Annotated in this window: 14 protein-coding genes; 4 read left to right on the top strand and 10 right to left on the bottom strand. The window is 57.1% G+C overall.

Features of this window, described 5'->3' with window-relative positions:
* Positions 1 to 577 precede the first annotated feature (577 nt).
* Complete coding sequence (locus tag AB4Y40_RS40520) at positions 578 to 1,003, top strand: very short patch repair endonuclease (RefSeq protein ID WP_368692643.1); 426 nt, start codon at positions 578 to 580, stop codon at positions 1,001 to 1,003.
* Between the two features lie 88 nt (positions 1,004 to 1,091).
* On the opposite strand, the gene AB4Y40_RS40515 is transcribed toward AB4Y40_RS40520, so the two are convergent.
* Entirely contained in the window at positions 1,092 to 1,562 is a 471-nt protein-coding gene (locus tag AB4Y40_RS40515; protein WP_368692642.1) for a hypothetical protein, read from the bottom strand.
* A gap of 172 nt (positions 1,563 to 1,734) precedes the next feature.
* Between AB4Y40_RS40515 and AB4Y40_RS40510 the strand changes: the two genes are divergently transcribed.
* Together AB4Y40_RS40510 and AB4Y40_RS40505 are read left to right on the top strand one after the other, a co-directional pair.
* Positions 1,735 to 2,052, top strand: coding sequence for a hypothetical protein (locus tag AB4Y40_RS40510; protein ID WP_368692641.1), 318 nt, complete (start codon positions 1,735 to 1,737; stop codon positions 2,050 to 2,052).
* A 2-nt stretch (positions 2,053 to 2,054) separates the two neighbouring features.
* Positions 2,055 to 3,500, top strand: coding sequence for a hypothetical protein (locus tag AB4Y40_RS40505; protein WP_368692640.1), 1,446 nt, complete (start codon positions 2,055 to 2,057; stop codon positions 3,498 to 3,500).
* 639 nt (positions 3,501 to 4,139) lie between these two features.
* On the opposite strand, the gene AB4Y40_RS40500 is transcribed toward AB4Y40_RS40505, so the two are convergent.
* From AB4Y40_RS40500 to AB4Y40_RS40465, 8 genes are all read right to left on the bottom strand, one after another.
* A complete protein-coding gene (locus AB4Y40_RS40500; RefSeq protein ID WP_368692639.1) occupies positions 4,140 to 4,346 on the bottom strand; it encodes a helix-turn-helix domain-containing protein in 207 nt (68 codons plus the stop codon).
* Between the two features lie 11 nt (positions 4,347 to 4,357).
* Entirely contained in the window at positions 4,358 to 4,543 is a 186-nt protein-coding gene (locus tag AB4Y40_RS40495; protein WP_368692638.1) for a hypothetical protein, read from the bottom strand.
* Positions 4,544 to 5,122, bottom strand: coding sequence for a hypothetical protein (locus tag AB4Y40_RS40490; RefSeq protein ID WP_368692637.1), 579 nt, complete (start codon positions 5,120 to 5,122; stop codon positions 4,544 to 4,546). It abuts the gene before it with no gap.
* A gap of 913 nt (positions 5,123 to 6,035) precedes the next feature.
* Positions 6,036 to 7,049, bottom strand: a complete 1,014-nt coding sequence (locus tag AB4Y40_RS40485; protein ID WP_368692636.1) for an IS110 family transposase — start codon at positions 7,047 to 7,049, stop codon at positions 6,036 to 6,038.
* A gap of 237 nt (positions 7,050 to 7,286) precedes the next feature.
* Complete coding sequence (locus AB4Y40_RS40480) at positions 7,287 to 7,832, bottom strand: hypothetical protein (RefSeq protein WP_368692635.1); 546 nt, start codon at positions 7,830 to 7,832, stop codon at positions 7,287 to 7,289.
* A gap of 285 nt (positions 7,833 to 8,117) precedes the next feature.
* Positions 8,118 to 9,308, bottom strand: a complete 1,191-nt coding sequence (locus AB4Y40_RS40475) for an MFS transporter (RefSeq protein WP_368692634.1) — start codon at positions 9,306 to 9,308, stop codon at positions 8,118 to 8,120.
* A complete protein-coding gene (locus AB4Y40_RS40470; RefSeq protein WP_368692633.1) occupies positions 9,305 to 9,838 on the bottom strand; it encodes a MarR family winged helix-turn-helix transcriptional regulator in 534 nt (177 codons plus the stop codon). The genes AB4Y40_RS40475 and AB4Y40_RS40470 overlap by 4 nt, the downstream gene beginning before the upstream one ends.
* 195 nt (positions 9,839 to 10,033) lie before the next feature.
* Positions 10,034 to 10,906, bottom strand: coding sequence for a hypothetical protein (locus tag AB4Y40_RS40465; RefSeq protein ID WP_368692632.1), 873 nt, complete (start codon positions 10,904 to 10,906; stop codon positions 10,034 to 10,036).
* 714 nt (positions 10,907 to 11,620) lie between these two features.
* On the opposite strand from AB4Y40_RS40465, the gene AB4Y40_RS40460 reads away from it, so the two are divergent.
* Complete coding sequence (locus AB4Y40_RS40460; protein WP_368692631.1) at positions 11,621 to 13,063, top strand: hypothetical protein; 1,443 nt, start codon at positions 11,621 to 11,623, stop codon at positions 13,061 to 13,063.
* 421 nt (positions 13,064 to 13,484) lie between these two features.
* Here the strand turns inward: AB4Y40_RS40460 and AB4Y40_RS40455 are convergent, their stop codons facing one another.
* The gene (locus AB4Y40_RS40455; protein WP_368692630.1) at positions 13,485 to 14,048 is read right to left on the bottom strand and encodes a hypothetical protein; all 564 of its coding nucleotides are present in this window, start codon (positions 14,046 to 14,048) and stop codon (positions 13,485 to 13,487) included.
* Between the last annotated feature and the right edge of the window lie 1,029 nt (positions 14,049 to 15,077).

Raw genomic sequence — 15,077 nt, 5'->3', positions numbered from 1 at the left:
GCTCCCCGAAACATGGATCGCCGCATTGACCAGCTGGCAGCAGCCGAAATCGGGCCGGCTGATTGGCAACTGCGCTCTTTCAGTGATTGACGCCGATGTCTGCGCCTCGAGGCTCTCTTTGCCGGAGCTTATGGCTCGCGCGCGTCGATGCGCGAGCGGTGGCCACCGCGAGTCACCATCAACGGCAACTGCAAGCCGCAGAAACAGTCGCATGGGAGACGCCCAAGAAAGGCGCTGACAGGCGTCCGGGCATTTCCCGTCAATTCGCGGAATGCGCAACGTCCAGATCTTGTTCTCGAGGAGAACTGGCGTTGCCGTCGTCAATCGCCTATGGTCTATGAGGCGCTGTTCCGTTAGTGGCGGTACTGCCGACGAGTATACGGGCAAATCCGGTCGTGCTTGCCATACGCCGCGGCAGCTTCGATGTTTGGGATGACCGGGGGTTCCCGATCTCGGTTTTGAGTTCGACGTCTGCTGTCCGTCTTCCCTTGTACCTATGACGCGTGCCCTTTCTGCTGTGGCGTGGATGTAAAAAGACGACCCACCGACGTCGGTCGCACGATGTTGAGATGAAGAGATGCGGAAAAAAAGAAAACGCAAAGCAATTCCGCTGACCAAGTCGGAGCAGATGAGGCGTGTCCGCGGCTTAGACACCGCACCGGAAATGACGCTTCGGCGCGCACTTTGGCATACGGGGCTGCGATATAGGGTGCGTTTGAGGGTCCCCGGGCGGCCCGACCTAGCATTTTTGGGCTGCAAGATCGCGGTGTTTGTTGACGGCTGTTTTTGGCACGGCTGCGAAATGCATTACACGGCGCCAGCCACCAACCCGACTTTCTGGTTCGAGAAAATTGCGCGTAACAAGCAGCGTGACAGAGACGTAGAAGCCGAGCTCAAAAGGCTCGGTTGGACGGTGCTGAGGTTTTGGGAGCACGAAGTGGAAGGCGACCTTTCGTCCGTCGTTGACCGGATACGGTCAGCGGTCGCTCGGCCACTCGATTGACGTGCTCGCACAGCGGGCTACCGCGCACAGAAGAGATTGGCCGAAGATACGGCATCCTGCTCCATTGCACGCGGCAGCCACTCGACGATCATGCGCGACCCTTGCGCGCGGCCTTCTTCGCGGTCGCGGCAAGCTTCGCATCGAGCTGCGCCATCACCTCATCGTGCGGGACAAACGGCGCTCCGGGGCGGTCAGCCTCGGCCATCGCCTGCCGCACGTCGGCCTTGAACTCGGCCGCGTCGTCGGCCAGCTGGTTGCGCCGCCTCATGTGCGCGCTCTGGTCCGGCCGCGTCCAGGCCGGGGCCTTCGGCGCGCGCGTATCCCACTCCTCGAGCGCGAAACGGCCGGTCGCCACGCCGAGCGCGCGCACGACCTTCAGGGCCTGGCCCGGATCGCGGAATGCGCGCCGTTCGCGGCCGTTCGAGGTCACAAGTTCGGCCACGCCCGATTCGCGCGTTTCGAGCTCGATGTAGAAAGCGCCCCTTTCGGCGCGCACGATCGCGGACAGGACACCACCGGCCCTGACGACGGCGCTGGCCTGGGCGAGATCAAAGGACACACGTCGCATAGTAGTGCGCATGGGACAGATCGGCCCGTTCCCAGAGTCGCCCCGACTTTTCGAGGGGAATTCGCGCGTGAGATTTCTGCTGAGTCCTGCGATATTGCGAACGAAGACGCCCGGATCGTGGTGTGGCGTCCAACGCAGGAATCTCAACGGGAAGGGGAAGAACGTGGGCAAGAAAATCTTGGGTTATCTCGATGAGAGCAAACTGGTCGTCAGGCAAGGCCAGCAGTTTTGGCACCTCCATCAGACCCTAAAATCGTACAACGAAGCCGACTGCATCAACGCGCTCGGAAAAGAATACCTGGAGGCGGGCCGGGTTAAGACGCTCGCTGAAGGCGTAGTGCTCGCGGGAGCAACCATCACCGCGTATCGGAGCAACGAAGCTGGCGAGCGGGTGCCGCAGCGTGCCCGCGAGCGCTTAAGAACCGAAGAAGCGACCGCGTGGGAAGAAGCGCAAGCACTGACGAAGCTCAAGGGCGCGTAACCATGATGAACTACGATTTCGCCCGGAAAGCGCTGGAGCCTTGGTGGAGGAATGCGAGCCGCGACGTCGACCCGCGCTCGCTCGAGAACGGCCTTCGCGACATATTCTCGTTGGAAAAAGTGCCTTCGGTATCCGACGAAGAGATGCAGATCTTCGGAATGCTGTATGCGATCATGATTCGGGAGAACCGGAAATGGCTGAGCATTTCGCAGGTGACATATCCGCACGAGAATCTGATCGACGGGAGCCGCGATGAGGCGAGCTTGAAGTCGCGCATTGGGCTTACGGTTGCGACGAGTCGCGAAACGACGCCGCCTGTCGCGATAATCGAACCGATGCAACTCCGTCGACGGTTTCTCGACCTTGTGTCGTTATGTGTCCCGCGGGAAGAGCGTGAGCGGTATCCTCACCTACTGAACCTCGTAGATTCGCATGTCGTAAATACCAAGAATGCACCGTCACCGCAGAGCAGCGGTGTTGATTGTGCGGCATGGTGCCTTGCAAATTACTTTTCCGAAGGAATGCGCCGTGAGCGGGGAGCGGCTGCGTTCCCGCATCCCGTCACGCCGAATATGTCCACGGAAGATGTACGTGCCGCGCATGAAAAGACCATCGCCAAATTGCAGAGTGCGATTGACTCTCATCCCTGGCAGTTCACGATTCGAGATACGCCTGCGTCGAACGACTCCCTCTTTTCGCGCATTCTCGTCCATGCAGCGGTGAACCGACATTGCTTAGAAACCTGGGCGTACGAGAAGCGGCTGATGGATGGTCTCCCGATGCTGCAGCGGATTTTCGGCGAAGTCAGTGAATTCGTCCGAGGCGGCTTGAGTGATGCGGTCCACCAAGTAAGCGCCAAGGGCCACGTTGACTATGCCGCACTGGCTGAGCTGGCTCTCGAACGTACTTTCGCCGAGCAGCAGAGACCACTCACCGTTGGCGTTCAAGAGCGTATCAATGAGCAAGTCGATGCTGTACTAGCCAGCGCTCGCGACGGATTCTTCGAAGACGAAATTCAATTGAATGAGTTTCTCGTTAGATACCCGGCCCGCGCAAGGGCCTTGCTTTGGATCGTCCTCGCATGGTGTTACCAACATGGGGCTTGGATACCGAACGAAGATCCACGGATAAATAGGAAGAATAACACTGTAGTTTCGACGAGATCTAAAGTGATCACAGCAAGTCAGGACATGTCCACTTTACGCAGACTGCTCATGACTTCCGTGTTCAGTCAGCAGTGGGAGAAGCCCGACGCCGCTCGTCTCACGCTGCATGCGCACTTGAACTCGGCAATTCGCAATCTAGCGCGATCTAGCCTAGAGAGAAATTTCAAGGGTACGTCGCTAGCACAGTTGGACGCTTTCGTGTCGAACCTCGACAGACGTCGTTACATCGAGCTCATAAAGGAAGCTGAAGTTGGCACGCTGTTGCATCCTGTCGCGAGCTGAAAGCGAAATTGGCGCTAATGAGGCACGCAGCGAAGCTCGGCGTGAGCGAGCGAGCAGCCTATGCTCGACCCATTTCGAAATCGAGCAGCCAGCGACGAGCGCGCGCTCCGCATGCACCAAGGGCGTCGCGGCGTCTGGTGTGATGCACGACCCGTGGATGTCGCGCGTCGCTACTTAGCGGCTGGCATGTTCGCAAGCGTCCATAAGCATTGCGTCATAGACGAGCAGCAACAAGGCGGACGCGTTCATTGATAGCCACGTAGAGTTCCCGCTCGACGTTCCGACAGTATCACCGTCCGTTATGGCTCAGTGAGCTGCCGTCGGATCATTGATTGACGTATGTCGGCAAACGGTAGGGAAGCGGTCCATCATTGTGCGCGAGCCCCTACGGCCGATGAGGGTCCGTCTCCAGCCGATCGTCCGATCAGGATCGCCGATACCCGCGTAGTCCAGGACAGGCGAGCGACGTAGTCTCACGCCATTTGACACTACAGATCAACTGTCACAGTCCGGTTAGCCGCACGCTAGTACGTCAAGCCGGCATCTGCGTCGCCTCGGCGCACGAAGAAGCCGAAGTTCAAATGGCGAGGACAGCCCCGCTTAACGCATCATGCCGTACGCCTGACTGAACGAAAATCTTCAGGGCAAGCGGTCACGAATGGCGAGCAGCAGGTCGAGGTGTCTTTCAACGAGCAGCGGGATTGCCGATTCACCACGGGTCCATCGACCGATGGTCCGGCGGTCGTAGCCCGAATATTCAGCGAACGTCACCTGCGTCCAACCGAGGCGCGCCAATGCGTATGAAAGGTCAGCAGATTTCAATGCGAGATGGACAAAATGTCCCACGTTATCGAGGTTTAGTGACGCATTTTGTCATGAAAAGCGGCAATCTCAAACCCCGACCTGCTGGCAGCAAGGCGTGCGGCATGGGCGCTGCCCCGGGTGGCAAAGCGGACGCTGTTTCCCCCTGGTGCTCCACTGCCCTCCTGACTGGCCTCCAGCATCGTCTCTTCGCTGTTTTCCGTTGCTTTCGCGAAGCTCATTTAGTGGCTTCTGGTGTAGCCGAGAACTTGATTAACAAACCTTGAGCGCCGACCGTGCAATTCCAGCAAGTCACCAAGCGCGGTTTCGTCATGCTCGCGTTGTGCTACACACATCTCAAACTGGTCAGCCGCGTCGCCGACCTTGGTCACGGTCAAGGCATAGCACGTGTGCTTGCCACGCTCAACGTGTTTTGCAGTCACGTCATAGTTCGCGACGTACGGCACACCGATTACCTGATTCATGATGTTTGCGAAAGCGGCCATTGCCAAGAAAACGAGGATCGCTGCAGCGATGGTCCCGGTTGCCCAAGATTCGCCGCGGCCCATGACATGTTCCGTCGCCGCCCCGCGAGGCTTATACGTGGTGCCGACGAGGGCGCGCTGGAGGCGCCACACGATGAGCACTAGAGGTAAGACCGCCGCCGGAGCGACCCACCACCAATAGTCGGAACTAATCCGAACGGCTGGCCCATCAAACGATGCACTCCAAGCCAGTACCACGCCCGTCACGAAAACGAACGAGAAAACGCCATAGGAACTGCGACCGTTCACTATGAACACCGACTGATTTGGCCCCATCGCTTTCCCGGTTTTCCTAGGCCACCGTATTGAATGAGGCGGCTGTCTCTGTATCCAAAATTGATCCCGTTTTCAGCAAGTGCGTCGACCGACGATCAAGGTCATTTGGCCTCAAACGCATACGCGCGTGATGCCAAATGTTTGGCCAGCGGTTGAATACCAATCGGTCCATTAAGTATTCCGCAAGCGTCGCGTGTTCAACACACAAGTCCCATGCTTGCTGCACTCTTTCTGCGCTTCGCTGCACTACCTTCATTGCCTCTGGAACGTCGGTCGGGTGCATCGGCGCGCGTGATCCATTCTGTACGGCGGCAAATTGTTGCAGATGCGCGTCCAAGTCCTTGTGCCTCATCCGACAATGCGTCAAGTGCGCGCTCAACCGGTTATCGAGGTCAGACAGCTGTGTCACTGCAACACCGTCATGAAGTGCTGATACTGCCGGTCGCAGTCGTAGACCGTAATAAAAGTGACACCGTTGCGACAATAAATGTGTCATCCATTGAAAGGCGTGGAGCAAGAGATAAATACTCCTCTCTCAGGCTTTACCCTGCTTAGCCGAAACAGTTTCAGCCACCCCAACCACGTCGACGCGCATGAGCATGCATCCGATTTTTCGCTCGCCTGGTTGCAGAACTGGTCTGCACCAGTCATCCATCGGGATCAAGGCGAGGGCCGGTGTCCTGGCTCTCGCCCGTGGCTCTTGGGAGAGCCCCAGAAAACCATCGGTACCAGACCGGTGTCCACGGGAGTATTCACCAATGATCGGCTTGCTGCGTTAGCAGTGCCAGGCTCATTTCGGCTCATGGTCTGGGCATCCCAGCGATCGCTGATTGGGGGACGGCGGGAGCACGTGGCCCAATCACTAGCCTGGGTTCACGCCAACACATTTACCGGGCTCACGGCCCCGCCGAATCTAACCAAAGCATTTGGTCACCTCGAATGGTTTGCCATCTCGCAACATGTAGAATGCGGCGCGCGCGAGCTTGTGCGCGAGAGCCTTCATGGCGACCACGGGCATGCGCCGGGCTTTCTTGCGCTCATAGAAGCGCCTCGCCTGCGGACAGCTGCGCATGGCAACAGCTGCAGCTTCGATGAAGGCCCAGGAGAGATACTTGTTGCCGTTTTTGGCATTGCCTTCGCCTTTCTTCCTGCCATTCGAGACGCGCCTGCTTTCAACGCACCGACAATACGAGCTGAACTGGCCGACAGTGCGAAAGCGGGAAATGGTGCCCGTCTCCAGCATGATCGTGGTCGCCAGTGTGACTCCGATACCGGGCGCAGTTTTGAGGATCGCGAACTCGGGACGCAGTTTTGCTTCGCGATGAAGTATCGACTCGATTACCCTGATCTGCGCTTGCAGGGTGTGCACCACCGCGAGGTTTGCCGCCAGGGCAGTCTCGATATGCGGCGGCAAACCGAGTGAGGTTACGGCCGCGCTATCGAGATGGCGGACCTGCTCTGCGTTGAGGCGCAGATTCAACTGCCGTGCCAGGATGTTCTCGATACTGAGGGTGTTCAGCGTACTCTGCTGTACGAGTTGCATGCGCTTTCGGGCGAGATCACGCAGGCCTCGCTCCTGCGGGGGATAGATGTAACCTTCTGGCAGTAGCCCAAGGCGGAAGATATGCGCGAGAAACACAGCATCTCGTTCATCGCCGGCGTACTTCAGGCCCTCGTACTGCTTGATGGCGGCGGTATTTGCGAGATGGACGGCAAAGCCCGCAGCCATCAAGCCATCGACAAGCCAGTACCAGTTATAGGTTGATTCCACCACGACCCCTTGCAGGTCCTCGTGGAATTGCGCGAGAACCGCGATGACAGACGACAGGTCGTTGGCCAGTCGCTTGCAGTAAAGCACCCGGTCCTGATCGTCGATCACGGCGACCACCGCGTTGTTCGAGTGCAGATCGATGCCGCTATACTTCATTTCAGCCTCCTGAACGGGTCGGTTGAGCTTGGCATCTCAACTGTAGACCCTGGCCGCCCCTTCTTTGGGCGGCCAGGAGGCCTTTCAATGATTATCACAACGCGGCAGGCACCCGGCCCGGTGCCGAAAGATTGGCGCTGAGGCGACACAGCAAGCACGTCGCCGCTCTCTTCGAACTTCCGGTGTCGACCCAAAACGGACCTTTGCGGTTCTCCACAGCGGACATTCGTGGATCCTTCAATCGTTTTTCTTGTTGGCTCGGCGTAACAATTTTTTAAGATCGATTCGAACACCATAATAACCGGGCTTTAGTTCGAGTGCATCATAGAACCTTTCCCACCAGTCATTCGGCGCCTTTGTGGATTGCTTTCGTTGCATGAGGCGGTGATTGGAAAGCTGGTCATGTAACGTTCTATGCACCTGATCAACGACCTCAGCCGCGTCGCGCGGAGTGACTGACTTGAATGGAATCAGATAGAACTCTTCTTCCGGGTCAAATTCAGAGAGCGGTCTACGGGCAATCAATATGCCCGGAAGCTTTCCATGCATCGCGTCCCAGAGCGGTCGAATCTCGCGCATTTCCCCGGCAATCAGCGACCTGGATTTCGGATCGGGAACGAACAGCGACACCTTTTCCCTGTACGTTTGGCCGAGATTCCCCAAGTGCTCATTCACAGCCTTAGTGAATTGCGCTTGAGGTGGGGAGTACTCTTCGTAGACGTAGTAAACGAAAAGCTCGGCTTTGGGGTCCGGCTTTCCGAGGTACGTTTGCGTCACCCACATGGTGTTTTTTCCTATTGGTTTTTTGAAGCGCGCGGCCCGGTATATTGCCGCAACGCGCGAAGCTTGTCGACAATCTAGGCTCAACGCCGGATGACCGTTGCTGGCCGCACCGTGTCTCACGCCCAAGCATGAGGATCGAATCCCGCGCGTGTCTCATGCAATCTGCATGCGTTGACCCGTTTCAGCCCGTCGATTTTGCGGTGTCCCGTGACCGCTTTGAGTGCAGTTGTTGCCCGATGCAGGCAGTCGTTTGCACCCGTGCGGGCAGCAGTTGTGCTTGGTAGCTCAGTTCGCAGGCGACGGGTGGCTGCGCTGACGTCTTCCTTCACAGATGCCCAGTGTAAAGACGGCAAGCGCGCCGCTTGCGATCGCGAGCGGCCATAACAAAATGTCGTTGCCGAATACCTTCATCGCGGTTCCTGTAATGAGCGGGCCGACGATCGAGCTGGCCGTGAATGCCAGCGAAACTAGTCGCATATTCCTGATTAGCGCAGTTTTCTCGCTGCACGCAGCAGCGTACATGCCAAGTGTGATGAACGCGCTATTCATGCCTCCGACTACGAGGCCGCTCGCCGGGAACAACCACGTCATTGGCGTGGCGAGCGCGAAGGTGAGAAGTGCCAGCGTGCTCGTCATCGCGCACACAACCACCGTTATTCCCAAACCGGCGCGATCGGCCGTCCAGCCGACCGGGAATTGCAGTGCCATCCCACCAAGGCCAAGGCATGCCAGCAGCAGCGTTGTCTGTGTGCCGCTCATTCCACGCGCATTGGCATAGAGTGGAAAGAGACCATAAAGCGCACCGTCGCTGATCCCGCCAATCGCGACCACTACCATGCCCAGGTAAACAAGTGCGCTAACCGGCGCGGTCCGTTCACTTCCGTGAACACTCGCCTCAGGTGCAATAATGCCTGCCGGATGCCCCGGTGCAGTCAACCAGAGCGGGATGGCAGCGGCAAATGTAAATGACAGGCCGGCGACAATCGTCACAAACCCGTCCGGACCGTACCACGCGGCCAGTGCCGGCGCGATGACTCCAGCCGTCGCAATCAGAGTCTCGTGCACGCCGACCACGCGGCCGCTCAGTTCCTCGGGGACAAGACCATACAGCCACGACTCGTTGGCGATCCACCGCAGGCCGATGCCCAGTCCGGTCAGGATGCCCGGTGCGATCCATAGCGGCCAGGACAGCGAGGCTAAGGGTGAAAACGCCACGATCGTGGCCGCGAGGCCGAGCGATACGGTTCTCTTTGCGCCAATTCGAGCAACGAGCGCTGGGGCTGCCACCAGACCCGCGAGCATGCCTGCCCACTGCGATGCGGCGAAAAGACCGGCGCGCTGCGCGTCGAGCCCCTGATGAGCGAGCCAGACCGGCAGCATGATGAAGCCGATGCCGAACTGGCCGATCTGCGCGAGCGTCGACACGGCGGTCAGTGCGGCGATGGCCGGCCAGCGCACCGCCGCCACCTGTTTCATTGCGCGCTCCGGACGGGCATGGGTAGCCCCTTTTCACGGCATTCGATCGGGCACCCCTCCCTGAGGCACGGTCCGTCGTCGCAAAAGCGACATAGCTGCATCGCGTGCGCCGGATCGCGCGTTTCATGCCAGAGCATCTTGATCAACAGGTCTTCGAGCACCTTGCGCTCATCGTCGTCGAGATGGCCCACGATGCGCGTAAGCAAGTTCTCGCGCGCTCTCTGCAGGCGCCTGACTGCCAGTCGGCCGGCGCTGGTCAGCGCGAGCGCGACGGACCGTTTGTCAACACCGGCACGCTTCTCGACGAGGCCAGCGTCGACAAGACTGGCCACGGCGCGCACCGCAGCAGGGTGCGATAGTGCGACGGCATCACGTAGTAATTCGATAGATGCGCCCGGATATTGGCTGATTGCGTTAAGCATTGCTCGTGCTGTTGAGCCGGCAAGAGCGGGAAGCGTGTTCAACGCGGACATTTCGTCCGTGACGAGTACGGAGAGCGCACCAACCAGGTTTTCCGCACGCAGTGTCATAGGGCTCTCCAAATACATGCATCATGCACATATGCAGTGTGCACATATTAAGGAGAAAACGCAAGGACTGCAATTTCAGCTGCGGAATGACCGTTGACCGCTGTGTCGCCGCCGTCTTGATGAGCGACGAACAGTCCCGGCGACTGGCGCTTCATCGTCGTTCCGGGGCTCCTGCGATCGCTGTGCTCCGGGGTTTTAGATCTCTTCGAATGCCCATTCGAGAGCCGCGTTCTGGGCATGAAGCAGAAAAGCCTTTGCTTCGACGACGCGGCAGGCTGGGTGCGTCATTGCATCTGCTGACACCTCCTTGCCTCTTGATACCGGCGGACACGGGATGAATTCTGAGTCCGGTCGCCGCCGGTCCAGCATCGCAGCCGTAATCTGATAGCGTTCCAGCTCGGACGGCGTCGCGTCGTCCGGCCAGCAGTCGGTCACGAGAATATCAGCGTCAACCAGCGCATTCATGTCGGTGCTGGTGGAGAAGCGGCGATAAGCCGACGTAGTGGTCTTGACATGCCACTTCTCCGGATAAACCTGGACAACCGCTATGGGCAACGCTGCGCTTGCCTCGATCCATGACTGGAGAATGTTCGACTCCGGAGAAACAACACCTACCTTGATCCCATCAACCTTCCTATGTCGATGAAAGTAAAACGCGAGATCGCCAATCGTTTCGCACGGATGGTTCTGCCGTGTACGGGCGTTAATAACTGGTCCGCGTGACAGGTCCGCGAACGCCCGCAGGATGGATAGATCTGGCGTACGGGTAACGATTCCATCGAACCAGTTGTCGAGATAGGTAGCGAGGTCGTTCAGTGCCTCGCGCGTATCCCAGCGCAGAGGTGGGTGAACGCATATGCCGCCCATTGCCTGAATGCCAAGATCGAAGGCTGTCGTATTTCTCCATCCGGTATCGTTGACGACAAGGCCAACCCGCTTACCGGCAAGACTCTGGGGCATGCGTCGCTCCTCCCACAGTCTGGCCATCTCTTGAGCGCGCTCGATAATCGCTACAAGCTCGGGCGTACGAAGGTCGTCGACTGCAAGGATGTCACGTTTTTTTCGCATCGCGATGATCTGTCGCAGCTTCTACGACGTTAGATAAAGTACGCAGAGTACCATCCACTTGCAGAGAGCCTGTATCTGATTGTCGACAATCTGAGCCAAGACATCGAACGTCCGAAACTGGCCGGCACTGCGTCCCACGACCGGGCACGCCTCTCGTCCCCGGTCCTCATCTTATGCAACAGGCATAACCGACCCGCAGGAGACGATCGGCTTTCTCCAAAGCAGCCATTCAGAATCTGGTGAGGCGGTCCAGAAGCCGCGACTTACCTTGTCGTTGGTTACAACGAACCATGTCGCCGCCAATCGGTGGATAGCGATCGGACCCTGAGAATACGTGCCTGTGAAGACCGTCTTCGAGCGCCCGAATTAGAACATCATCGAGCGCGACCGTCCTATGGTCAGCGTTGTGCTTGATGTGAAGGTTGTGAGGTACAGTTCCTCGCGCGCGAATCCAACAGCGGTTACGGAAGGCAAGCTGCTCGCCGGCCGCCGTCGCATGCGATTCGGATTCTCAGCCTGACTGTGACAACGAGATAGGGATAGTGATCCGAATAGCTGTCTACTTAACAAAACACCGTGCTGTATGTACCCCAGTGTTCTATAACGATACTCACATGCAACGTCTAAATAGCTCAGACCTCGACTGATTAGTGCTGGGAAAGGTCGCTCAGATTTGCTCGAGCGCTGTCAAACGTAATGACTGCGGGAGACACCATGTCTGTACTAGAAGTCCATCCTCTCGGTGCGCTCTCCAAAGCGATACTCACGTCTAGTTTCGTAGGTTCCGCCTCGCTTCTTTACTCCGCTGCAGCGGTTCCAGATACATTCACGGTCGACCTTAGGCGTCCCGTGCCGTCCGCATCGGGCGATCAATACTTTGTCGTCATCGCGGCGCGCCCTCAAAAAAAGGATGTCAGCTGGTTCGGTCATGCATTTGTTTTCCTGGGCATGGAGGACCAAGCTCAAAAGCGAAGTGTCGTCGATTCGTACGGATTGAATCTTACCGTGAACACTAGAACCGAAAAAGCAAAGGCCGTGTTTGGCTTGGCTGATGGGCAGGTAACTAGCGAGGCCATTAGTATGACCAATGACACTTCGGGCGCAGTGAACATGACTGATTCAATCGTCATTAAGGTCGACCAATCCGCGTTTCAAAGCGCTGAAAGCTACGTAAAGTCTTTTAGATTAAGCCGAGCAGGCAATGAGACAGCTCCACCGCTCACGGTGACCGCGATCTTGCACGACTGTGTCATGTTCGCCCGCGAAGTCGCCCAGCACGCTGGTCTCACTCTTCCGAACAGAAATTACGGTACCCCATCAACCTTCTATCCAACCGACTTTCTAAGGTCGTCTATCCGAAGTCTACGAGGGGATCAAACTCTCACGTTCATGGGAAGCGGTGAGTACACTGGCCAACTCGTTAAGGAGTACACCGGCCAAGTTGTTAATGGACAGGCACACGGCGCTGGCCAACTTACGGATGATACCGATGGGTCAACGTTGACCGGTACCTTTAGGTTCGGAGTGGCGGAGGGAAATGGTGTTTGGAAAAGAGGCAATATGACAGTGAATGGAACATGGTTTCATGGGAATATAAATCCAGACAACGTTACCGTTTCATTCAAAGATGGCGCCATTTTCACTGGAACAATTGATGCAAATTCGTTCTCCATGAAAAAAGGAAAGATTAAATATCCAGACGGGACGACATACGACGGAACTTTTTCGAATGGTCAAACGTTAAACGGGACCGCTGTATACCCGAGTAAGGAAACGTTTTCCGGTGATTTTAGTGGTGGTGTCCCGTCGCGGGGTACTTACAGATGGCCCAATGGCAACACATTTTGCTGCAACTATGATACGAAGGGAAAATATGTCGACGGGACCTATAACTACGCAAATGGTGACCATTATTCTGGCACGTTTCAAGACGGTCATTACCTAAAGGGAAAGTACTTCTTTTCTGACGGCTCGATATACGCTGGCACGTTCAAGGCAGACGATACGCCGGATACGGGCACCTTCCATGCTGCGGGACAGCCGTACGCGACGGTCTACCGTGACGGGCAAGCGTCGGACTCCGGCGGTGGCGTGATGGTACCTGTGCCAACCGAATCCTCGCCGAACCAGGGTGTCTCTGGAACGATTACCAACTAACAGCGTCAGAGCGGCCCCACGTATCTGAGGACACAAGGACTCATTTAAAATAAGGATAGTCTTGTGCCTATCAGTATCTAGTCATTACGTGGAAAGCATCGAAATTCTGACAGAGCGACGGCGAATCACTCACGTTTTAGGCGAGGCTATGAGTGAGCTCCTGGCCGACCGGTGCCCGACGAGCGAGTGCGATGTTGCCGGCGCGCATCTTATGCGACAGGCAGAACGGCCGCCGATATCAACAATCTTCGCAAAGACGTTGAACGGCCGGTTCTGGCCGCACCTTGCCCCACGTGTCGTGCGCGGCGATCGGGTCGGGTGCGCATCTCATGCAAAAGGCATAACCCGACCCCGTTCCGGACGGTCGCGCCTCTCAGTAGCGGACATTCGAAGATCTGATTGTGACCGGGGCAGACAGAACTCAGATGATAGGTCGATCAGGAATCTGAATATCGAATCCTGGTTCCGCGTCGACGTTCAGAGTGAGGCGTCCTCCATCTTGCAAGAATTCGAAGGCTTCCGGCCCAATCCAGTATGAGCCGATTTTCTGTTTGAAGGTTTTTTGGAAAGTTGACGTGAAAAGACGCATGAGACGCTGCGCATCTTTGCTGCCCGACCATGTCTGAATTAGTCCGTTGATGAGCACTCGCTCTTCCCAAAAGCCACCGGCATTGAACTCTACGCAATCGGGACAATTTCCTAATTCAAAATAGGTCTCGGGATTTCCGCCAACGAGCCTTGTCAAAGGGGTAATCGCGATAGTTCGCGGTGCAACAATGTATCGCTCACACGATCCGGTTTGTTTGGCGGTTGCAATGCCAAGACATGGCAATTGGGATGCGCTTGAATATTCGGGAGCCGTCGGACCGTATGCAGGGTGGAGTTGATGATGGGCAAGTATGTATTGCAGTAGAATCTTCTCCTCTACCGTTTTCACGACTGCCAGGATATCGAACTTTGTTGCATAAAAGTAGATGCGTTTCATGAATTACATATCCATGGGAAATCGACTTGAACCTACGAGATAGCTATTGTTCGGTAACGAAAGGCTCAGCGGAAAATCATTCGCCCTGTGGCAGAAGTCGGATTGTCGGCGATCTCGGACCTGCCGTCGAGTGACCGAAAGTGGCCGCACGCAGCCTCATGAGCCCCAGCATCCCTCGCAAGCGCCTCTATACAAAAAGCAATATCCCGATCGGAGGCGAGCCCTCATGCGCAAGCCATTACCTTTGCTGAGTAACCGGAAGGTGCATCCAGCGAACTACAACTATACAAATAACGACGCCACCACCGATGATGGCGGCCAATGCGAACCACCCTTTCTTCGATGTTGGCAGGTCCACTCCAGGCCCTGCCGCCGCTGTGGCGAGCAACAAGACAATGCTCAAGAGGCCGAATATTCCCCGACCTAGCCACGAGAACAACGTGGTCGCACGATTGACCAGACTCCCTTCGCGATAGGGACTCGGCGGCCGGCGTCGAAATTCAGGTCTTTTGTTAAACAGCATTTTCGAGAGTGTTGTATTGACGGTCCGCGTGTCACGGATCGGCGATATGGAGCCAATCCGTGACACCACGGGAGGTCCGCCTTAGTTATCGTCATTAAAAACTGGGCTGATTGCTCGGATTGTCGACGATCGGAGGGCGAAAGTCGAATGACCAGTCTTGGCCGCACTGCGTCCCACGACCGGGCACGCCGCTCGCCCACGGCCCACGCTCTCATGCAACAGGCATAACCGACCCGAAGCGGTCAACGACATTTCTCCAAAGCGGTCGTTGGTGGAGCCGTGCAGAATGCGGATTCGGAGTCGCACCACCCTATGGAACGATCACGATAGACCGGAAAGCAGTTCGACTGGTTTAGCAAAATCGCTCATGACGCGCTCGACGTAAGCGGCTCGCGTGGGCCGCTCTCGACGTCACGTGCGTAAATGAGGCATGCTCGGCGAGCGTGGGCAGGTTCTGTCTGGGCCTACCCGGCAATCAGGAGGTGGAGGCAGGAGGGCCGGCCTTG

It is taken from the genome of Paraburkholderia sp. EG287B, assembly GCF_040965595.1.
GTDB lineage: Bacteria > Pseudomonadota > Gammaproteobacteria > Burkholderiales > Burkholderiaceae > Paraburkholderia.
This window is presented reverse-complemented; position numbering and strand designations above follow the sequence as displayed.